Below are 22,467 nucleotides of genomic sequence, written 5' to 3'. Positions count from 1 at the left end.
ATGTCTGATCCGCAGTTTGTCCATCTTCGCGTTCACACAGAATTTTCCTTAGTTGACGGTTTGGTTCGAGTCAAAGAGCTGGTTAATGCCGCAAAAGATGACCATATGCCCGCCGTCGGTATGACGGATCAAACAAATTTCTTTGGTTTGGTTAAGTTCTTTAAAGCGGCAACAGGTAGTGGTATTAAGCCTATTTGCGGTTCCGACCTGTGGGTGGAAAATACAGATGAGCCTGGTGGGGCTCCTTACCGTCTAACCTTGTTGGTTCGAAATGCTGAGGGTTACCTCAACCTGATGGAGTTGATCTCGCAAGCTTATGCTGAGGGGCAAAATGTTCTAGCGGATATGGCCTTGGTTAAACCTGAATGGGTAGAGGCTAAATCAGCGGGCTTAATCGCATTGTCAGGTGGGCGGAAAGGTGAAATTGGTCGTTCTATCTTGGCTAATAATGATCAGGCTGGGGCGATTTTAGAACGCTGGATGAAGGTCTTTCCAAACAGCTTTTATCTAGAAGTTCAGAGAACAGGTAGAGTGGGTGACGAGCAGATCGTTCATGATTCTGTTGAGTTAGCTAAAACCTATAACTGCCCATTGGTGGCGACCAATGAGGTTATGTTTATTAATGAGTCAGATTTTGAGGCTCATGAAGTACGTGTATGTATCAACCAAGGCCGTACATTGGAGGATCCAACGCGTCCAAAAGAGTACAGTGACCAGCAATACTTCCGTTCCCAAAAGGAGATGGTTGAGCTTTTCAGTGATATCCCATCTGCGGTCCAAAACACAGTAGCGATTGCTAAGCGCTGTAATATTGAGATTGAAATCGGCACATATTATCTACCGAAGTATCCTATCCCTGAAGGGATGTTGATGGATGATTATTTCCGAAAAGTGTCTTTTGATGGTTTGGAGGAGCGCCTAGAGATCATTCTCGATAAAGAGGATCCTGATTATCAAGCGAAACGCCAGGAATACATCGATCGTTTAGAGTTTGAATTGGATATTATTATCCAGATGGGTTTCCCAGGTTACTTCCTGATCGTAATGGACTTCATTATGTGGGGTAAGGAAAACGGTGTTCCTGTAGGCCCTGGTCGTGGTTCAGGTGCGGGCTCCTTGGTAGCTTATGCGCAAAAAATTACCGATCTTGATCCGTTAGAATATGACCTTCTGTTCGAACGATTCCTAAACCCTGAGCGTGTCTCCATGCCTGACTTCGATATCGACTTCTGCATGGATAACCGAGATAAGGTAATCGACTATGTAGCGCGTACCTACGGACGTGATGCTGTTTCTCAGATCGTAACCTTCGGTACCATGGCTGCGAAAGCGGTGGTGCGAGATGTGGCGCGTGTACAAGGTAAACCGTTTGGTCTTGCAGACCGACTTTCAAAGCTTATTCCTTTTGAGCCGGGCATTACTCTGAAAAAAGCCTTGGATCAGGAGCCTATGCTGGGTGAGTTTATTGAGTCCAGTGAAGAGGCTCAAGAAATCATGGATATGGCGTATAAGCTCGAAGGTGTGACGAGAAATGTAGGTAAGCACGCCGGTGGTGTAGTAATCGCACCTACCAAATTAACAGACTTTGCTGCTACGTACTGTGATGAAGAGGGTAATGGCCTTGTTACTCAGTTCGATAAAGGCGATGTAGAAGAAGCTGGGTTAGTAAAGTTCGACTTCTTGGGTCTGCGTACGCTGACGATTATCGATTGGGCGTTGCAAACGGTAAACCGTATTCGTGAAAAGAACGGTGAAGAACCGCTCGATATAGCTCTGATTGATCTTGAAGACAGAAAAACCTTCGATCTTCTGCAAGCTGCTGAAACTACGGCAGTATTCCAGCTTGAGTCCAGCGGCATGAAGGATTTGGTTCGCAGGCTATTGCCTTCGCGCTTTGAAGATATTGTCGCGCTAGTAGCTCTATTCCGACCTGGACCGTTGCAGTCAGGCATGGTAGATGACTTTATCAACCGTAAGCATGGTCGCGCGGAGATGGCGTGGCCACATCCTGATTATCAATTGGATTCACTGCAACCGGTACTTGAGCCGACTTACGGAATTATCCTTTACCAAGAGCAGGTAATGCAGATTGCTCAGGTAATGGCGGGTTATACCCTTGGCGGTGCGGATATGCTGCGTCGTGCGATGGGTAAGAAAAAGCCTGAAGAGATGGCTAAACAGCGGGTTTCTTTTCTTGATGGTTCTGAGCAGAATGGGATCGATCGTGACTTAGCTGGGAATATCTTTGACCTAGTAGAGAAATTCGCAGGTTATGGTTTTAACAAATCCCACTCTGCAGCTTACGCCTTAGTTTCTTATCAAACGGCTTGGCTTAAAGCTCATTACCCTGCGCCGTTTATGGCGGCGGTAATCTCTTCTGATATGCAGAACACCGACAAGGTGGTGATCTTCATTGAAGAGTGTCGTGTGATGGGTATTCCTCCTGCGTTGCCGGACGTTAATACCGGTGAGTACATGTTCACCGTAAACGATGAGGGTGTCATTGTTTATGGTCTGGGTGCGATTAAAGGCGTAGGCGAAGGACCTATAGAGGCAATCACGGAAGCGCGTGCAGATGGTGGCCCATTTACGGATCTATTTGATTTCTGTGAACGTGTAGGTGCGAAGAAGCTTAATAAGCGTGTTTTGGAGGCTTTGGTTCGTTCCGGTGCGCTAGATTGTCTAGGCGCAGAGCGAGCGATTCTATGGGAAGCTATTCCGGATGCGCTGAAAGCTGCTGATCAAGCGGCTAAAAACCAAGACGCAGGGATGTTTGATCTATTTGGCGAGGTAGAGGCTGAATCTGATCGCTGCTCATATGAAGACTACAAGTCGGTTAGATCTTGGACGGATAAGGAGCGTCTTACGGGTGAAAAAGATACGCTCGGTTTGTACCTCACCGGCCATCCTATCGATGAATATGAGTCGGAGTTAAGGCACTTTGTTGGTAAGCGTATTGTCGAGTTGCAGCCTGCTCGTGGGCAGACCCAAAAAATGGCAGGCTTGGTGGTTGATCTTCGACTGAAGAAAACCAAAAAAGGCGATAACCTTTGTTTTGTGACTTTGGACGACCGTACTGCGCGTATCGATGTAACTCTTTTTGGCGATACTTATGATGCGGTACGTGAACTTGTTCATAAAGACGCAGTGCTAGTGGTTGAAGGAGAAGTGGCAGAGGATCACTTCTCTGGTGGAATCAAGGTGCGCGTAAGTAAAGTGCTGACCATCCCGCAAGCGCGTGCTCAGTATGCAGAAGGTATCCAGGTAAAATGCAACGAAAGTCAGTTAGCTGGTAGGCGCCTGAAGGAGCTGCAGGAATTGCTTAATAGTTATAAGGGAGAGGGCTCACTGCCAGTGCAGTTGCGCTACTCTCGACCTGATGCAGAGGCAACTATAACTTTGGGCGATAACTGGCAGGTTCAGGCTAACGATGATTTGTTGATTGCATTAATGGAGCGGTTCGGAAGTGATGCCGTTTCATTAACCTATTAGTCAGTTTAACTGGCGTAATTTAGCTGTCCTGTTTGGAGGCGAGGCTTTCTCTTGTAGGGTCTGGTTCTTAAAGCTGCAAACAGGTACACTTTGGACAATTTTTTACTATTGAATAGATGAGTCATATGAATCCGAACTATCTGGATTTTGAACAGCCAATTGCAGAGCTGCAGGCAAAAATTGAAGAGCTACGTCTGGTAGGGGATTCGGCTGAACTGAATATCTCCGATGAGATTAAGCGTCTGGAAGACAAAAGCCGCACTCTGACAGAATCTATTTTCTCTGATCTGTCTGCTTGGCAAGTATCACAGTTATCCCGTCACCCTCAGCGTCCATATACATTGGACTATATCGATTATATGTTCGATGAGTTCGATGAAATTCACGGTGATCGTCATTTTGCTGATGATCAGGCTATCGTGGGTGGTATTGCGCGTATGGATGAACGACCAATAATGGTGATTGGTCATCAGAAAGGTCGTGGTGTACAGGAACGTCAGAAACGTAACTTTGGTATGCCTCGTCCAGAAGGTTATCGTAAAGCACTACGTCTAATGGAAATGGCTGAGCGTTTTAAAATGCCAATCATGACCTTTATTGATACGCCGGGAGCTTACCCGGGTATTGATGCTGAAGAACGTGGTCAGTCAGAAGCTATTGCATTTAACCTAGCTAAGATGTCTCAGCTAAAAACACCTGTCATTTCCACTGTTATTGGTGAAGGTGGCTCGGGTGGTGCATTAGCAATCGGTGTATGCGATGAGCTAATGATGATGAGTTACTCTACGTATTCAGTAATTTCTCCAGAAGGTTGTGCCTCTATTCTTTGGAAGAGCGCTGAGCGTGCTGCAGATGCAGCTAAAGCAATGGGTATTACTTCTGATCGCCTGCTTGAGTTGGGCCTGGTTGATCAGATCGTAAGTGAGCCGCTTGGTGGTGCTCACCGTGATCCAGCCCTAACAGCGGCTAATCTTAAGCGTCACCTATCTGAAGTGCTGGGTCGCTTAGATGAGCTATCTACCGATGAATTGCTGGAGCGTCGTTATAAGCGCTTGATGGCATACGGTTTTGGTGGTGAAGCCTAATACAGGTAATCTCACCGCTTTACAGGAGTGTGAGCGCCAGTTTCAGGCGCTGACCTCCCGTTTTATCTCTTCCCTTGATTCGTCCTCTTCAATCTCCCGTTGGGTTATTGCCCATAGCGGTGGATTAGACTCTCAGTTATTGCTGTACCTTGCTTGTAAGGTGTTACCACGCAGCCAAATAGTCGTGCTTCATATCAACCATAATTTGCAGGTTGATGCAGATAGTTGGTCTACATTTTCCGAGAGACAGGCTGAGCTTAATGGTGTGCTTCATCATTCCGTTTCGGTCACTCCTAATAATTCCTCTGAAGTTGCTGCAAGGGATGCGCGATACGCAGCGTTTAATGACTTTATAAACAAGGGTGATTGCGTGCTGTTTGGTCACCATGCTGATGATCAAGCTGAAACATTGCTGTTTCGTTGGTTAAGAGGGGCTGGCCTGACTGGCTTAAAAGGTATGCCTGAACAGCGGGAGCTGGGGCGGGGTTATCTATTACGGCCCTTGCTTTATTGTTCGCGCAAACAATTGGAGCAAGCGGTAACTGAGATTGGCTTGGAATTTATTCAGGATCCATCTAATGATTTCATTGATTATGACCGAAACTTTTTAAGGCATAAGGTATTACCTGAATTAAAGCTGCGTTGGCCGCAATTGCTTTCCCGTTGGCAAAAAAATGCAGACTTGGTGGCTAAAAGTGAGTCTTTATTGAATCATTATTTAGATCAAGATTTGCGTCAGTGTTTAACTGCAAATAGGCAGTTAAATCTGGATGTATGGGGGCTTTTGATTGAGATAAAGCGTTCCGAGCTGATTCGGCGCTGGGTTTATAATGAGATTGGCTTCTTGCTTAATGAGCAGCAATTAGAGCAAATTCAACAAGATGTTATTCAGGCGCAATCGGATGCTAACCCCATTTATTCTATTCAGGAGTACTCCCTGCGCCGCTTTCGCAATCATTTATATATAGTCTCCCCATCCTCTGAGCTACTCGATAATGTCGAAATATCTGAGACTGGCTGTTGGGAATTAGGAGATGGTGAGCTAACCATCGAATTCGCTAAGCCGCTACAGAAATCATTGACTCTTCAACGTCGCAAGGGTGGAGAAAGGTGCGTTCCTCATGGGCATGCGCATTCAAAATCGGTAAAAAAATTGCTCCAAGAAGCAGATATTCCTCCTTGGGAGAAGGCTAGCTGGCCACTGATTTTTCAGGGTGAAACCGTAGTTGCAGTGCCAGGTATCTGCGTTTGCGATGGCTGGGATAAAGAAAGCTCAGGTTTTTCGCTTTTATGGCGTCCCTTATCGTTGTCTGATTAGCGCTCATTTGCTATCCTATAGCCCCATCTCGATCTTAAAATATCCTCGCTTAAACACGATCAAACAGGTTCTGCATGACGCGTTATATCTTCGTCACAGGCGGTGTTGTGTCCTCATTGGGCAAAGGCATCGCATCCGCTTCTTTGGCTGCTATTTTGGAAGCCAGAGGGCTTAAAGTTACTATGTTGAAATTGGACCCGTATATTAACGTGGATCCAGGGACAATGAGTCCAATTCAGCATGGTGAGGTTTTTGTTACTGAGGATGGTGCAGAAACTGACCTAGACTTGGGCCACTATGAGCGTTTCATCCGTACAACGATGACTAAACGTAATAACTTCACTGCTGGTCGTATCTATCAGCATGTTTTACGTAAAGAGCGTCGTGGTGATTACCTAGGTGGAACGGTTCAGGTTATTCCGCACATCACAGATGAAATTAAGCGTCGTGTAATCGAAGGCGCTGGTGATGCTGACGTTGCCCTAGTAGAAATTGGTGGTACTGTTGGTGATATTGAATCACTACCATTTATGGAAGCAGTACGTCAGTTAAAAGCTGAACTTGGTTCCGCTCGTGCGATGTTTATGCACCTGACGCTTGTTCCATACATTGCGACAGCTGGCGAAATCAAAACTAAGCCGTCACAGCACTCAGTAAAAGAGCTGCGTTCTATCGGTATTCAGCCAGATATTTTGGTATGTCGTTCCGATTTCCCACTTCCAGACTCTTCTCGTCGTAAGCTGTCGTTGTTTACTAACGTTGAAGAGCGTGCAGTAGTGTCGCTTCCTGATGCAGATACTATCTATAACATTCCTCGAATGCTGTCTGAGCAAGGCTTAGACGATATCGTAGTGGAACGTTTCCACTTAGAGTGCACAGAAGCAGATCTAGGTGAATGGGATCGTGTAGCAGATGCTCATCTTAACCCAGAAGGCGAAGTTAAAATCGCTATGGTGGGTAAGTACATGGAACTGTTGGATGCCTACAAATCTCTTATCGAAGCGATCTCTCATGCGGGTATCGCATTGAAGAAAAAAGTTCGCATCGAATGTATCGACTCTGAGCGTATCGAACGTGAAGGTGTTGAAATTCTAGATGGCGCAAGTGCGATTCTAGTACCAGGTGGTTTTGGTGAACGTGGTGTCGAAGGCAAAATCGCTGCTGTTCGCTATGCGCGTGAAAACAAAGTGCCATACCTAGGTATCTGTTTGGGTATGCAGGTTGCGGTTATTGAATTTGCTCGCCACGTAGCAGGTTTAGAAGATGCGACATCTTCCGAATTTAATAAAGATGCTGAACATCAGGTAATTGGTTTAATCACTGAGTGGGCTACCTCTGAAGGTGGTGTGGAAACCCGTGATGAAGCTGATGATCTGGGTGGTACTATGCGTCTGGGTGCTCAAGTTTGTCATCTGGCAGAAGGTTCTACTGCTGCTCAAGCTTACGGTAACACTGAGATTACTGAGCGTCATCGCCATCGTTATGAAGTGAACAACAACTACGTTGAGCAACTGGAAAACGCTGGTTTAAGAATTTCTGGCCGTTCTGTTGATGGTGAGCTGGTTGAAGTGGTTGAAGTTGCAGATCACCCTTGGTTTGTCGCTTGTCAGTTCCACCCAGAGTTCACATCCACCCCGCGTGACGGTCATGGCTTGTTCAAAGGCTTCATTCAAGCTGCATTAGATCAACAAGCTAAACAGTAAAACGAATTAAGGATTGGGGGCTTGATGCCCCCAGAACGTAAAATTTCTGGAGTTATTTCCCCATGGCACAGATCTCTGATATCAAAGCCCGCGAAGTACTTGATTCTCGTGGTAACCCAACAGTTGAAGCTGATGTAATTCTTGCATCTGGCGTGATTGGTTCTGCCTGTGCACCTTCTGGTGCGTCAACGGGTTCTCGCGAAGCGCTAGAACTGCGTGATGGTGATAAAGGCCGTTACCTAGGTAAAGGCGTACAAAAAGCGGTTGCAGCGGTTAACGGTGTTATCCGTGAAGCGCTAACGGGCATGGATGTAACAGATCAGCGCGCGCTAGATAATAAAATGCTAGAGCTTGATGGTACTGAAAACAAAGAAAACCTAGGTGCAAATGCAATCCTAGCGGTATCTCTTGCAGCGGCAAAAGCAGCAGCTACAGAAAAAGGCATGCCTCTATACGCTCACATTGCAGAGATTAACGGTACTCCAGGTCAGTTCTCCCTACCACTACCGATGATGAACATCCTTAACGGTGGTGAGCATGCGGATAACAACGTTGATATCCAAGAGTTCATGGTTCAGCCAGTAAACTTCGACAAGTTCTCTGAAGGCTTACGTTGTGGTGCGGAAATTTTCCACGCACTAAAAGCTGTTCTAAAAGCAAAAGGCTTAAACACTGCAGTAGGTGATGAAGGTGGTTTTGCTCCAAATCTTGCATCGAACGAAGAAGCTTTGGTTGTTATTAAAGAAGCAATCGATAAAGCGGGTTACGAGTTAGGTAAAGATGTAACGCTAGCACTAGACTGTGCTGCATCCGAGTTCTACAAAGAAGGTAAATACGACCTTTCCGGTGAAGGTAAAGTCTTTGATGCAGAAGGCTTTGGTGATTACCTTGCAGAACTAACTGAAAACTACCCAATTGTTTCCATCGAAGATGGTCTAGACGAGTCTGATTGGGATGGTTGGGCTTACCTAACTAAGAAAATCGGTGACAAAGTGCAGTTGGTTGGTGATGACTTGTTCGTAACTAACACTAAAATTCTGTCACGTGGTATCGAGCAGAGCATTGGTAACTCAATCCTGATCAAGTTTAATCAGATTGGTTCTTTGTCTGAGACGCTAGACGCAATCAAGATGGCTAAAGATGCAGGCTTCACAGCGGTTATCTCTCACCGTTCTGGTGAAACTGAAGATACAACTATTGCTGATTTAGCAGTAGGTACAGCTGCAGGCCAGATTAAGACGGGTTCTCTATGCCGTTCTGATCGTGTTGCTAAGTACAACCGTCTTCTACGTATCGAAGAAGAGCTAGGTGACGGCGCAATCTACAACGGCCTTTCTGAAGTGAAAGGTCAGGGCTAAGCGTAGTACCCTACGTAATAGTCTGATATAAAAAGGGGGCTTAGTGCCCCCTTTTTTACTTATAAGAAATCTATGTATCGCTGGTTGGTTGCCCTTATATTATTTTTGATACTCGGACTGCAGTACAGATTGTGGTTTGGGGAGGCGAACCTGCGCGATATTTGGGCTCTAAATGCCAAAATAGAACTGCAACAAGGCATTAATCAAGAGCTTAGTCAGCGTAATAGTGAGCTAGAAGCCGAAGTTCTAGATCTTAAAAAGGGTAATGCTGCTTTGGAAGAGCGGGCTCGTAGTGAGCTTGGTATGATCAAAGATGATGAGTCCTTTTTCCAGCTGGTGGAACCCGCCTCAGAGAAGTAACCTTTTATGACAGCCCTACCTACAGAATTTACATATCTCAATGAAAAGCCTACTGGTTCTGCCGTGATCCGCAGTTGCCCAGAGGATTTTCAGGTTATCGAACAGCTAGGGTTTGAGCCTGAAGGATCAGGCGAACATGTGTTTCTTTATATTCGCAAATGCGGTGAAAATACTGATTGGGTTGCTAGGCAATTAGCAAATTTTGCCCAAATTAGCCCTAGAGATGTTAGTTATGCGGGTAAAAAAGATCGTCATGCTGTAACTGAGCAATGGTTTTGTGCGAAATTCCCGATCAAGCGTAATTTGAATTGGAAGTTATTTGGTGGCGATAGCATAGAGGTTCTTAAAGCTGTTAGGCATCAAAGAAAGCTACGCCTAGGTACCCTTCAGGGGAACCGCTTTAAATTGAGACTTCGCCAGATTACTAATATGAATGAACTGCTGCAGCGCTTAGATTATGTGGCTAAAGAGGGTGTACCCAACTATTTTGGCGAGCAACGGTTCGGTCGGGACTATGGTAATTTAGATAAAGGGATCGCGCTGTTGCGCGGCGAATATCAGGAGCGGCAAAGAAATAAGAAGGGTATTTATATCTCTGCTGTTCGCTCTTGGGTATTTAATCAGGTTTTATCTCAAAGGTTAGATCAAGGCTTGTGGAATACCATTCTTGATGGTGATGCACTGATGTTGGCAGGAAGCCAAAGCTGTTTTGTCGAAGATGAAGCGACCGATGAATTACAGCAACGTTTAACGGATAAAGAGATTAATCTTACCGGCCCAATGTGGGGCGGTGGAGATATGCTACCAAATGCTGCAGCTGAAAAATGGGAGCAAGAGCAGGTCGGGCGTTGGTCTGAGGTCAGTGATTTGCTTGAAAAACTAACGTTAAAACAAGAGCGTAGATCTCTTCGATTGCTTCCCCAGCAGTTAGAAATTAATGTGATTAATGAGACTGAATGTTGGCTTGAATTTGGCCTGCCTTCAGGGGCATTTGCAACCAGTGTATTGCGGGAGCTTTGCAATGTTACCCAGCCTGAAAGTAATGAGGGATAAATGAAGATACTGATCTCTAATGATGATGGTGTTTATGCACCAGGCCTTGCTGCTTTAGCAAGAGCCTTAGCCGAGGTTGGAGAGATTCTGGTGGTTGCCCCAGACCGTAATCGTAGTGGTGCAAGTAATTCGTTAACGTTGGATCGTCCACTAGAAGCCTTTGAACATGAAAATGGCTTTATTGGGATTAATGGCACCCCAACAGATTGTGTGCATTTAGGTAGTTCAGGTGTATTCGGTTTTGAGCCAGATATCGTTGTTTCTGGCATCAATGCTGGTCCAAATTTAGGCGACGATGTCATCTACTCTGGGACGGTTGCTGCAGCTATGGAAGGGCGTCATCTTCGCTTTCCCGCTATTGCAATCTCCTCTGGAGAGTTTCATCCAGCACATTACGACTCTGCAGCTCAAGTTGCTAAGAATTTGGTCGAAAACATCCAGCACCTGAATGTTGCTCCCCGTACAGTAATAAACGTCAACGTGCCTGATTGCCCTCTTGATGATTTTGCGGGGATTCATGTTACACGTTTAGGCCATAGAACCTGTGCTGGAAAGCCAATAGCAACAGAAGACCCTCGTGGAAAAACACGTTATTGGATAGCGGGAGCGGGACCAGCCGCAGATGCGGGCCCAGGCACGGACTTTTATGCTTTAAGTGAGAAATGTGTATCTATAACGCCTTTACATGCAGATATGACGCAATACTCTGGCATGGATAATGTGGGTGATTGGTTGGAGAATAGTATTTGAACGATCAGCAATTACGCGGAATAGGAATGACTTCGCAGCGAACAAGGGATCGTTTGATTAATCGATTAAGAGATCAGGGAATTCAGGACGAGAGTGTTCTGGATGTGATGAGGAATACGCCAAGACATATTTTTATCGATGAGGCTTTAGCTCATAGGGCATACGAAGATACTGCTTTGCCCATTGGTTACAATCAGACTATCTCGCAACCGTTTATCGTAGCGAAAATGACAGAGGTGCTGCTCTCAGAAGGACCACTGCAAAAAGTCCTAGAAGTGGGGACGGGTTCTGGTTATCAAACATCAATTTTGGCGCCATTGGTTGGTCAGTTGTACAGTGTAGAGCGTATTAAGCCTCTTCAGGATAAGGCGCGGGAGCGTTTAAAGTTGATTGGCCTCAATAATGTACAGCTGAAGCATACAGATGGTGGTATGGGGTGGTCTGCGAAAGCGCCTTATGATGGTATTTTGGCAGCTTGTGCACCAGAAAGTGTGCCAGAAGAGTTAAAGCAGCAGCTTGCTGTTGGTGGTCGTCTAATTATTCCGGTAGGTGGTAGCGATTCCCAAAAGTTGAATCTGGTTATCAGGTTATCTGAAGATGAGTTCAGTACCGAGATTTTAGATTGTGTGAAGTTTGTACCTTTGTTAAGTGGTACGGTGAGGTAGTAAATTGAAGCAAGAAGGAAGAACGTGGCGCGACTATCTAGCATTGTCAGGCAAAGGGATGATGATGGGAGCTGCAGATGCAGTACCAGGCGTATCTGGTGGTACTATTGCCTTCATGACTGGTATATATGAGGAGCTTATTTACTCTTTAAAGCAGTTTGGCCCTGAAGCTTTGTTTGTGTTGTTTAAACAAGGCCCTATTGCAGCCTGGAAGCATGTCAACGGCACTTTTTTACTGACGCTTGTTTTAGGTATTTTTATAAGCTTGGTGACTGTTGCAAAGGTGGTGCTCTTTTGGTTGGCTGAATATCCTGAACTTCTATGGTCTTTCTTCTTTGGCTTGATCTTGGCTTCAGTATGGTCTGTCTGCAGACATATAGAGCAGTGGGATAGTAATAGCTTTACCGCATTTATTGCCGGAACTATTGCTGCCTATATGATTACCTCTATATCCCCAACCACAATCGAAGCGACTCCGTTATTTATTTTCTTAGCCGGAATGGTAGCTATTTGTGCCATGATTTTACCGGGTATCTCAGGTAGCTTTATCCTTCTGCTGCTAGGTATGTATACGCCTATTCTGATGGCTATCAAAAATATTGAGCTATTTACTTTAGGTATTTTTGCCGCAGGCTGTGCTGTTGGTCTATTGAGCTTCTCTCGTGTTTTAAGTTGGATGTTTAGTTCATTTAAAACGACGACTTTGGCTTTATTAGGGGGCTTTATGTTGGGCTCACTGAATAAAGTATGGCCGTGGAAATATACGACTGCTTACACAATTAATCGGCATGGAGAGCAGGTTCCTCTCGTTCAGGAGAATATATCTCCCTTTTCGTTTGAATCTATGACGGGTCAGCCTTCCTTTGTTATATACGCTGTTGGATTAATGATTTTTGGTGCTGCAGCGGTGTTATTGATAGAACGAATGGGCCGGAGGTCTGAGACATAGAGTCTGAGGGGTAGTTTGGTGGGCTTAAAAGGTTATCTGCTGCTGTGTTGCTCATTTCTGCTGGTTGCATGTGGAGGGAAAACCTATGCGCCAGTGAGCGATAGATCGGCGCCCGTCTCTGCTCAGCCTAAGCCTAATCACTATCAGGTTCGTAAAGGCGATACGTTGTATTCCATCGCATTTAGATATGGTTTAGATTATCGTGAGTTAGCAAAAAGAAACAGTATTTCTGGTAACTACAATATATACCCTGGTCAAAAACTTAGTTTAAAACCTTCACCGAAAAGTACTGTTTCAGCATCCATCGTTCGTGACGCTTCTATTGTCGCACCAAAGCCTGAAATAGTCTCTAGCCGTCAAAAAACGACCACCAAACCTCAGAATACAAGTCCTCAAGTAGCTTCTAAGCCTACTGCGACTCCAAAAGCATCGGCAAAGCAAGCTCAAACTGTAGCAAAAGTTGAGCAACAAAAAGCAGCAGTAAAACCTGCACCTAAAGCCCAGGCTAAGCCTTCAACAGTTGCCTCGGGGCCAATTAAGTGGGGATGGCCTGCGTCCGGTAAGATTGTTTCCACGTTTAAAACAAAAGGTACTGTCAATAAGGGGATAAATATAGCATCCGCTTATGGTTCTAAGGTTAAGGCTGCGGCTAAAGGCCGAGTTGTCTATGCTGGAAGTGGTTTATTAGGTTATGGTAATTTGGTTATTGTTGACCATAATCAGCAGTTTTTAAGTGCTTATGCACATAATAGTCGTGTTTTAGTCAAAGAAAATGATATGGTTGATAAAGGCCAGAAAATTGCGGAGATGGGAAATTCAGGCACGGATCGCGTGATGCTCCACTTTGAGATACGTCGTGATGGTAAGCCAGTAAACCCTCTTCGATATCTGCCGAAACAATAATTATAAGAAAACATAATAATAAAAACTAACTAATAAACGCGTGATAGCACTGATTGGTTAAGGGAACGGGCAATGGAAAATATCGATAATAACTGCAAAACGGATGTGCAGGATATCGCTGTTGAAAGCGAAGAGCTGACAGAAGAAACTCTTGATGAGGATACAGATGGAACGCCTCAGAAAGAACAACCAGAGTTTCTAAATAGTGGTCGTGGGCGCGGTAGTATGGCTCATAAAGACCTTCTTAATGCCAAAAACTTGGATGCAACCCAACTTTACCTAAATGAAATAGGCTTCTCGCCGCTACTGAGTGCGGAAGAAGAGGTGTATTTCTCTCGTCGCGCCCTAAAGGGTGATGAAGCTGCGCGTAAGCGCATGATCGAAAGTAATCTTCGTCTAGTTGTTAAAATTGCACGCAGATATATCAATCGCGGTTTAACTCTGCTTGATCTAATCGAAGAAGGAAATCTAGGCTTAATTCGGGCCGTAGAAAAGTTTGATCCAGAAAGAGGGTTCCGTTTTTCTACTTATGCAACTTGGTGGATAAGACAAACAATCGAACGAGCGATTATGAACCAGACTCGAACGATTCGCTTGCCTATTCATGTTGTTAAAGAGCTGAATGTTTATTTGCGAGCAGCGAGAGAGCTCGCGCAAAAGTTAGATCATGAGCCTTCGCCAGAAGAGATTGCGGAGCTGGTGGATAAGCCGGTTGAAAATGTTGAGCGGATGTTAGGCCTTAACGAACGTGTCAGCTCTGTCGATACGCCAATGGGCAAAGATTCGGATAAGTCTTTGCTTGATACGATCCCTGATGCAGTTTCTTCTGATCCGGCAACGTTACTACAAAATTCAAATATCAGTGGTAACCTGGATAAATGGCTAGATGCTCTGCCTGAAAAACATGCAGAAGTGTTATCTCGTCGATTTGGTCTCAGGGGTTATGAAATGAGCACGTTGGAAGAAGTTGGGCGTGAAATCGGCCTAACACGTGAGCGTGTTCGTCAAATTCAAGTTGAAGCCTTACGTAAACTTCGTGATATTGTTGAAAAGAATGGTTTGAGTGGAGAGGACTTACTGCAACAGTAAGTTGAACTTTACTCTCCGAAAAAAAAACCGCCGATAGGCGGTTTTTTTGTGGGTGAATTTAAACTAGTTCTTTGAGTTTGTAGAGAATATCTAGAGCTTCCCTTGGCGAGAGGTCGTCGGGGGATATTTTCTTTAGCTCTTTCAGGGCCTTTGGTTCCGGCGCTGCGAACATGTCATTTTGAACCGGTGGTGGCGGGGTGCTCAATTGAGCGCTAACGGCGACATCCTGCTCAAGTTGCATTAATTTGGTTTTTGCTTGTTGGATGACAGGTAAAGGTACCCCAGCAAGCTGTGCTACTTGCAGACCATAACTTTGGCTCGCAGGCCCTTCTTGTACTTCATGTAGAAAGACAATGTGATCATTATGTTCTACTGCGGTTAAGTGTACATTGAAGACCGAGGCTGCTTGGTCAGGCAAACTAGTTAATTCAAAATAGTGAGTTGCAAACAGAGTAAAGGCCTTCGTTTCCCTGGCAAGATTGTCTGCGCAGGCCCACGCGAGAGATAAGCCATCAAATGTACTTGTGCCGCGGCCTACTTCATCCATCAATACCAAGCTGCGTTCAGTCGCATTATGCATAATGTTTGCTGTTTCGGTCATTTCAACCATGAAGGTTGAGCGCCCACCCGCTAGGTCATCTGATGACCCCATACGAGTAAATATACGATCAACAATGCCAATTGTTGCGGCTGAAGCAGGAACATAACTACCAATATGCGCAAGTAGGGTAATTAGCGCTGCTTGGCGCATATAGGTAGATTTACCGCCCATATTTGGGCCTGTAATGACGAGCATCTTCCGCTCAGTATCTAGGTCTAAATCATTAGCTACAAAGGGTTCAGCCAACACCGTTTCTACTACAGGGTGACGGCCGCGCTGTATTTTAATTTGTGGTATATCTGTCAGTGTTGGTGGTACGTAATCTAGCGTTGTTGCACGTTCCGCAAGGTTTGCTAGGACGTCCAGCTCTGCGATAGCGGCAGCTGAATCTTGCAGATCAGCCAGCTCTTCAGCAATCGTTTCAATTAGTTCTTCGTAAAGCGCCTTTTCACGGGTTAGCGCTCGGCTTTTTGCTGATAGGGCTTTGTCTTCGAACTCTTTCAGCTCCGGCGTAATATAGCGTTCAGCATTTTTAAGGGTTTGGCGGCGAATATATTCAGCTGGTAATTCGGCATTTTGTGCTTTTCCTATCTCAATAAAATAGCCGTGCACGCGATTGTAGCCTACTTTCAAGGTGGCAATGCCGGTACGATCTCGTTCTTTCTGTTCTAGCTTTAGTAGGTATGCACCTGCATTTTCACTAATGCCACGTAGTTCATCGAGTTCAGCATCATAGCCATCAGCAATTACCCCCCCTTCACGAATGACTACCGGCGGGTTTTCTATCACTGCCTTGGTTAGCAGCTCTGCCAAGTTTGGAAATTCTGAGATTTGCTCAGATAACTCGTTCACTAACGGAGCATTGGCTGCTTCGATCTGTTGCTGAAGCAAAGGTAAGGAGTTAAGTGATGTCTTTAATCGTTCCAAATCGCGCGGGCGTGCTGATCTGAGTGCGATACGAGCTAAGATGCGTTCGCTGTCACCGATGAGTTTGAGTGTGCTTTGAATCGTTTCGAAGTGATAGTTATCAATCAACCACTGAATAGAGGTTTGTCGTGCACATAGTGTTGCTCTGTCTTGAATCGGGCGGTGTAGCCATCGTCTTAACAGACGGCTTCCCATGGGTGTGCGGCATTTATCGATAACTTTGGCGAGCGTGTTATCAAAACCGCCCGATAAGTTTTGATCAAGTTCTAGGTTTTTACGTGTCGCTGCATCCAGAGCTACACAGTCATTATGCTGTTCAATCTGAATGCGTCTGATATGAGGTAGTGAGGTGCGCTGGGTTTCTTTCGCATACTGTAATAAGCAACCCGCAGCAGTTGTTGCGACCGATAGGTGATCGCAACCAAAGCCACTTAGATCTTTGACTTTAAATTGTTGGCATAAAAGATCATTGGCGGTGTCTGTTTCAAAGTGCCAAGGGGATTGCGGACGCAGGCCTTTGCGTTGGCTTAATACGTTATGTAATTGGCTATCTTCATTGTAGAGTGTTTCAGATGGACGTAAACGCTCAAGCTCGCTCATAAGGGTGTCTTGATTATCAATTTCCATCAGGCTAAAACGACCCGAAGCGATATCTACAATAGCCAACCCGTAAGTGTCGCAAGACTGATTAATAGCTACCAGTAAGTTGTCTCTATTTTCATCAAGAAGTGCTTCATCACTGACTGTGCCTGGAGTGATGATTCGAGCCACCGCGCGTTCTACTGGCCCTTTGCTTGTGGCTGGATCTCCTACCTGTTCGCAAATAACTACGGATTCGCCTGCACGAACAATCTTACCTACATAGTTCTCTGCTGCATGGTATGGGATACCCGCCATAGGGATAGGCTCGCCGCCAGATTTGCCGCGGGCGGTAAGAGAGATGTCTAACAGATCCGCAGCTTTTTTAGCATCGTCATAAAACAGCTCATAGAAGTCACCCATCCGATAAAACACCAATTGATCAGGGTGTTGTGCTTTGATGCGTAGGTATTGCTGCATCATTGGGGTGTGAGTAGTTGCTGCTTGTTTGGTCATAGAGATATTAATTACTAAATGATGATATAAAGAGTTGTTACGCAAACTTAACTTGAGGCATTGTACGGTAAATAAAGCGGCTTAAATAGTTTGAATAGGGTGGATCAGTATGCAATTACCGCTGACGGATATTGCTGAAAAATTACAGACAAATAATTTGTTTATCGCAACAGCTGAATCATGTACCGGTGGTTGGATTGCGCAAGAGATTACTGCGATCCCAGGTAGTTCTGCTTGGTTTGATTGTGGCTTTGTCACTTATAGCAATGCGTCAAAACAGAAGATGCTTGGGGTATCAAAAGATACCTTAGAGCAAAATGGAGCAGTGTCTGCCGAGGTGGTTGCTCAAATGGCAGAAGGGGCTCTCAAGAATAGTGGTGCGCATATAACTGTAGCGACCAGTGGTATTGCTGGGCCGGCTGGTGGAAGTAAAGAGAAGCCTGTGGGTACTGTATGGTTTGCTTGGGCTGAGCAAGGTAAACCTGTTAGAACAAAAAAATGCTGTTTTGATGGTGATCGTGAATCAGTTCGAAAACAAGCAGTTAGCGTAGCGTTAGAAGGGATTTTGCAGAACTTATCTGATTGAGGGTTGCAATCCGGAAAACTTGTGAAATAATACTGTCCATACATACAGTGTTTTGCGCAGTAATTAGATGCGCACAATATGAATTTAGAGAAAGTAGGGTCGAAGATGGACGCAAATCGCAAAAAAGCATTAGACGCAGCGTTAGGTCAAATTGAAAGGCAGTTTGGTAAAGGCGCAGTGATGCGTATGGGGGATCAGCCTCGTGAAGCGATTCCATCTGTTTCTACTGGGTCTCTAGGTCTGGATATCGCGCTTGGTATAGGCGGATTGCCGTATGGTCGTATCGTTGAAATTTATGGTCCTGAGTCATCTGGTAAAACAACTCTGACATTACAGGTTGTAGCGGAAGCTCAGAAGCAGGGTAAAACCTGTGCCTTTGTTGATGCTGAGCATGCGCTAGATCCTATTTATGCAGAGAAGCTAGGCGTTGATGTAGATAGTCTTCTGGTTTCACAGCCGGATACAGGTGAGCAGGCGCTAGAAATTACAGATATGCTAGTTCGCTCTAACGCAGTTGATGTAATCATCGTCGACTCTGTAGCTGCTTTGACGCCGAAGGCAGAGATCGAAGGTGATATGGGTGATTCCCATGTTGGTCTTCAGGCTCGTTTGATGTCTCAGGCGCTACGTAAGTTGACGGGTAATGTTAAGAGCTCTAACTGCTTGTTGGTATTCATTAACCAGATTCGTATGAAGATTGGGGTTATGTTTGGTAATCCTGAGACAACTACCGGTGGTAACGCGCTTAAATTCTACTCATCTGTTCGTTTGGATATTCGCCGAACTGGTGCAGTTAAGAAAGGTGATGAGGTCGTTGGTAACGAGACGCGTGTGAAGGTTGTTAAGAACAAAGTTTCACCGCCGTTCCGTCAGGCTGAGTTCCAGATTATGTATGGTGAAGGTATCTACCATATGGGCGAAGTTATTGATCTAGGTGTTAAAGAGGGCTTAGTTGATAAATCGGGTGCTTGGTATGCTTACAATGGCGATAAGATTGGGCAAGGTAAGGCCAATGCATCTAAGTTCTTGGAAGAGAATCCTGAGATTGCGAATGAAATCGAAACAGAACTTCGTAATCGCTTGCTTTCGACACCTGCACCGAAAGAAGACGATGCTGAAGATAAAACTGAAAGCCTTGATCTGATTTAAGGCGCTAAGCTAGCACAGGAAAACCTCCGTCTATAGATGGAGGTTTTTTCGTTTTAAGAGGGTTGGTTATGGATGAGAGTCCTAATAAAGAAGCATGGAGCAAGGCAATTCAGTTACTGTCACGGCGCGAATATTCTTATAAAGAACTAAGCCAGAAGCTTGCTCGTAGTATTGAGGGGGCAGATATAGATAGTGTATTGCAAAGCCTAGAAGAGGACGGGTACTTATCTGATCAACGCTTTTGTGAAAGCTTTGTACGTATGAGAGTGGGGCAAGGTCATGGTCTTATAAGAATCCGGTTTGATTTAAAACAGAAGGGTATAGCTTCGGAATTGCTGTCTAGTTGCTTAGAGGATTTAGAGATAGATTGGTTTGTCCAAGCTGAGGAGCTTTACCGGCGCAAATATAGAGAGCCTCTAGCGGATAAGGACTTTAAAGAGCGCAGTAAGCGCATGCGATTTATGAGTCAGCGCGGATTTTCCATAGATGAGATTCAGTTTGCGATAGAGCAAGTTGCGAATGATGAGTATTAAAATTTTATCGTTATATATTTCAAAGGGTTAGGTTTTTAGTTGCCGGCAGTTAAGCAGATTTTTTCTTCGTAATACAGATAATCACTACCTATCTTAATCTGAAATCAAACAGATTATTCTTTGTCTATTTAGCATGAATAGGCCCATTTCTGAAAAAGATTCGAACAATTTTCGCTCACGATATATAATGTCGCGCCCATAATTTGTGGTGATTTTGCGCTGTTGGTAGGCAAGTGAGGCTTGCTGATGGCTTTACCAGAATGGATACGCATACGGTTCATCTAATGAAATATATGACAAGTGCCGAGATTCGTCAGGCTTTTCTAGATTACTTTAACCAGCAAGGACATGAGGTTGTAGCAAGTAGCTCCCTTATCCCTGCTAATGATCCTACCCTGATGTTTACAAATGCGGGGATGGTACAGTTCAAAGATGTGTTTTTGGGCACTGATAAGCGCAATTACACACGAGCGACAAGCTCCCAGCGATGCGTACGTGCTGGTGGTAAGCACAATGACCTTGAAAACGTAGGTTATACAGCGCGTCACCATACTTTCTTTGAAATGCTTGGAAACTTTAGTTTCGGTGATTACTTCAAGAAAGATGCCATCAACTTCGCTTGGACGTTTCTGACTGAAACGCTAGGCCTTCCAAAAGAGCGTCTATGGGTGACGGTTCATCATTCTGATGCAGAAGCCGAGCGTATCTGGAAAGAGGAAGTTGGCGTAGATCCAGAGCGTTTCTCCAAATTGGATGAAGATAACTTCTGGTCAATGGGTGATACAGGCCCATGTGGCCCATGTACTGAAATCTTCTTCGATCATGGTGCTGATGTATGGGGTGGTCCTCCAGGTAGCCCTGAAGAAGATGGTGATCGCTACATCGAAATCTGGAACGTTGTATTTATGCAATACAACCGTAGTGCAGATGGTGAAATGACGCCACTTCCAAAGCCATCTGTTGATACAGGTATGGGCTTAGAGCGAATTGCAGCGGTTATGCAGAACGTTCACTCTAACTACGAAATTGATATGTTCCAGAATCTGTTGAAAGCCACTGCTGCGGCTGTTGGTACAACAGATATGGATAATAAATCGCTACGTGTAATTGCAGACCATATCCGTTCTTGTTCCTTCCTCATTGTTGATGGTGTGCTGCCGTCAAACGAAGGTGCCGGCTATGTTTTACGTCGTATTATTCGTCGAGCTGTACGCCACGGTAACAAACTAGGCGCTAAAGGTGCTTTCTTTAATCAGCTTGTAGCCGCGCTGGTAGCAGAGATGGGCGAAGCTTATCCTGAACTAGCTGAGAAGCAGGCTCAGGTTGAGCGTGTCCTTCTAAAAGAGGAAGAGCAGTTTGCGAAGACGCTTGATCACGGTATGCGTTTGTTGCAGGAAGCGATTGATAATCTGGACGGCACTGTTATTCCAGGTGAAACAGTATTTAAGCTATATGATACATACGGTTTCCCACATGACCTAACAGCTGATGTTGCTCGTGAGCATGAGCTCACAATTGACGAAGAAGGCTTTGAGCGTGAGATGGAAGCTCAACGTGAGCGTGCTCGTGCGGCAGGCAAATTCTCAGTTGATTACAACGATGCTATCAAACTGGACGGTGAAACTAACTTTACCGGTTATGTAAGTCTTGCTGGCGAAGCATCTTCAGTGGTTGCCTTATTTAAAGAGGGTGAATCTGTAGATGAGCTTAAAGCCGGTGAAACAGGTTTGGTGGTTCTTGATGAAACACCTTTCTATGCTGAATCAGGTGGCCAGGTAGGTGATACAGGTGTATTGACTGCTGTTAACGGTTCGTTTGTAGTTAATAACTGTACTAAAGAGGGTAAAAACAACCTGCATCACGGCGCTGTCGAAAATGGTTCTGTGAAAGTGGGCGATAAGGTGGCTCCTCAAGTTGACTCTGAGCGCCGCCAGGCGATCGCGCTGAACCACTCTGCTACTCACTTATTGCACGAAGCGCTTCGTGTTGTTCTAGGTGAGCATGTACAACAGAAAGGTTCATTGAATGATGATCAGCGTCTGCGTTTTGACTTCTCTCATTTTGAAGCGGTAAGTGCTGAGCAGATCGCTGAAGTTGAGAAGATGGTTAACGATCAGATCCGTCTGAATACAGAAGTCGTAACTGAAATCATGGAAATAGAAGCTGCCAAAGAGAAAGGTGCGGCAGCACTATTCGGTGAGAAATACGACGATGTAGTACGAGTGCTTTCGATGGGTGGTGATTTCTCTATCGAGCTTTGTGGTGGTACTCACGCTAAGCGTACAGGCGATATTGGCCTTCTTAAAATTACTTCTGAAGGTGGTGTGGCTGCCGGTATCCGACGTGTTGAAGCGGTAACTGGCCCTGTAGCGCTGGATTATTTTGCTGACCAAAAAGCGCAATTTGAACAGAAGCTTCAAGATCAGCAAGCGAAAAATCGTCAGCTTGAAAAAGAGCTTGAGCAGATGAAAGCTAAACTAGCTGCTGCTAAGGGTGCTGATTTGATCAGTAATGCAGTGGAGGTTTCTGGCGTTAAGGTGCTAGCAGCTCAGCTTGAGGGTGTAGAGCCTAAAGCCTTGCGAGACACCATTGATCAGTTGAAAAATAAGCTAGGTAGCGGTGTTGTTGTGTTGGCAACTGTGGCTGATGACAAAATTGCTTTGGCTGCAGGTGTGACTAAAGATCTGACTGGTCAGGTTCGCGCTGGTGATTTGATTAAAGAGCTTACAGCTAAGCTAGGTGGAAAAGGCGGTGGCCGTCCTGACTTCGCTCAGGGTGGTGGTACAGATCAAGCTGCTCTACCTGCTACACTGGAGTCTGTTACAGCTCTAGTCGAGGCTGCTCTATAACG

17 protein-coding genes are annotated in these 22,467 nt (G+C 45.2%); 16 read left to right on the top strand and 1 reads right to left on the bottom strand.

Going from position 1 to position 22,467, the window contains the following annotated elements; all coding sequences use genetic code 11:
* The 12 genes from dnaE to rpoS all read left to right on the top strand — a co-directional run bounded on the left by dnaE (window position 1) and on the right by rpoS (window position 14,725).
* On the top strand, window positions 1-3,492 hold the full coding sequence (gene dnaE / locus ACMXYT_RS14285) for a DNA polymerase III subunit alpha (RefSeq protein ID WP_415899211.1): 3,492 nt from the start codon (window positions 1-3) through the stop codon (window positions 3,490-3,492).
* Between the two features lie 125 nt (window positions 3,493-3,617).
* On the top strand, window positions 3,618-4,577 hold the full coding sequence (accA, locus tag ACMXYT_RS14280) for an acetyl-CoA carboxylase carboxyl transferase subunit alpha (RefSeq protein WP_415882439.1): 960 nt from the start codon (window positions 3,618-3,620) through the stop codon (window positions 4,575-4,577).
* Window positions 4,567-5,895, top strand: coding sequence for a tRNA lysidine(34) synthetase TilS (gene tilS, locus ACMXYT_RS14275; RefSeq protein WP_415899210.1), 1,329 nt, complete (start codon window positions 4,567-4,569; stop codon window positions 5,893-5,895). Before accA ends, tilS begins: the two co-directional genes overlap by 11 nt.
* Before the next feature lie 74 nt (window positions 5,896-5,969).
* Window positions 5,970-7,598, top strand: coding sequence for a CTP synthase (locus tag ACMXYT_RS14270; RefSeq protein WP_415899209.1), 1,629 nt, complete (start codon window positions 5,970-5,972; stop codon window positions 7,596-7,598).
* A gap of 62 nt (window positions 7,599-7,660) precedes the next feature.
* Window positions 7,661-8,956 (top strand): phosphopyruvate hydratase, encoded by a 1,296-nt coding sequence (gene eno, locus ACMXYT_RS14265; RefSeq protein ID WP_415899208.1) that lies wholly within the window; start codon window positions 7,661-7,663, stop codon window positions 8,954-8,956.
* A 72-nt stretch (window positions 8,957-9,028) separates the two neighbouring features.
* Complete coding sequence (gene ftsB, locus ACMXYT_RS14260; protein WP_415911605.1) at window positions 9,029-9,316, top strand: cell division protein FtsB; 288 nt, start codon at window positions 9,029-9,031, stop codon at window positions 9,314-9,316.
* A gap of 6 nt (window positions 9,317-9,322) precedes the next feature.
* Window positions 9,323-10,369: a tRNA pseudouridine(13) synthase TruD gene (gene truD / locus ACMXYT_RS14255; RefSeq protein ID WP_415899206.1), complete on the top strand. Its 1,047-nt coding sequence runs from the start codon at window positions 9,323-9,325 to the stop codon at window positions 10,367-10,369.
* Window positions 10,370-11,119: a 5'/3'-nucleotidase SurE gene (surE, locus tag ACMXYT_RS14250; RefSeq protein ID WP_415899205.1), complete on the top strand. Its 750-nt coding sequence runs from the start codon at window positions 10,370-10,372 to the stop codon at window positions 11,117-11,119.
* A gap of 26 nt (window positions 11,120-11,145) precedes the next feature.
* A complete protein-coding gene (locus ACMXYT_RS14245; protein ID WP_415899204.1) occupies window positions 11,146-11,784 on the top strand; it encodes a protein-L-isoaspartate(D-aspartate) O-methyltransferase in 639 nt (212 codons plus the stop codon).
* Between the two features lie 4 nt (window positions 11,785-11,788).
* Entirely contained in the window at window positions 11,789-12,733 is a 945-nt protein-coding gene (locus tag ACMXYT_RS14240) for a DUF368 domain-containing protein (RefSeq protein WP_415899203.1), read from the top strand.
* A gap of 165 nt (window positions 12,734-12,898) precedes the next feature.
* Window positions 12,899-13,636, top strand: coding sequence for a peptidoglycan DD-metalloendopeptidase family protein (locus ACMXYT_RS14235; protein ID WP_415911604.1), 738 nt, complete (start codon window positions 12,899-12,901; stop codon window positions 13,634-13,636).
* Window positions 13,637-13,708: 72 nt separating this feature from the next.
* Complete coding sequence (rpoS, locus tag ACMXYT_RS14230; RefSeq protein WP_415899201.1) at window positions 13,709-14,725, top strand: RNA polymerase sigma factor RpoS; 1,017 nt, start codon at window positions 13,709-13,711, stop codon at window positions 14,723-14,725.
* A 58-nt stretch (window positions 14,726-14,783) separates the two neighbouring features.
* Here the strand turns inward: rpoS and mutS are convergent, their stop codons facing one another.
* On the bottom strand, window positions 14,784-17,348 hold the full coding sequence (gene mutS, locus ACMXYT_RS14225) for a DNA mismatch repair protein MutS (RefSeq protein ID WP_415911603.1): 2,565 nt from the start codon (window positions 17,346-17,348) through the stop codon (window positions 14,784-14,786).
* Between the two features lie 109 nt (window positions 17,349-17,457).
* Here mutS and pncC point away from each other — a divergent pair, with 109 nt between their 5' ends.
* The 4 genes from pncC (at window position 17,458) to alaS (ending at window position 22,465) form a co-directional block, all read left to right on the top strand.
* Window positions 17,458-17,934, top strand: coding sequence for a nicotinamide-nucleotide amidase (gene pncC / locus ACMXYT_RS14220; RefSeq protein WP_415911602.1), 477 nt, complete (start codon window positions 17,458-17,460; stop codon window positions 17,932-17,934).
* A gap of 105 nt (window positions 17,935-18,039) precedes the next feature.
* Window positions 18,040-19,083, top strand: a complete 1,044-nt coding sequence (recA, locus tag ACMXYT_RS14215) for a recombinase RecA (RefSeq protein ID WP_415882421.1) — start codon at window positions 18,040-18,042, stop codon at window positions 19,081-19,083.
* Between the two features lie 68 nt (window positions 19,084-19,151).
* Window positions 19,152-19,616: a regulatory protein RecX gene (locus tag ACMXYT_RS14210; RefSeq protein ID WP_415911601.1), complete on the top strand. Its 465-nt coding sequence runs from the start codon at window positions 19,152-19,154 to the stop codon at window positions 19,614-19,616.
* 293 nt (window positions 19,617-19,909) lie between these two features.
* Window positions 19,910-22,465 (top strand): alanine--tRNA ligase, encoded by a 2,556-nt coding sequence (gene alaS / locus ACMXYT_RS14205; protein ID WP_415912204.1) that lies wholly within the window; start codon window positions 19,910-19,912, stop codon window positions 22,463-22,465.
* Window positions 22,466-22,467: the final 2 nt, after the last annotated feature.

Source organism: Neptuniibacter sp. QD37_11, from assembly GCF_047778105.1.
Classification (GTDB): domain Bacteria; phylum Pseudomonadota; class Gammaproteobacteria; order Pseudomonadales; family Balneatricaceae; genus Neptuniibacter.
This window is presented reverse-complemented; position numbering and strand designations above follow the sequence as displayed.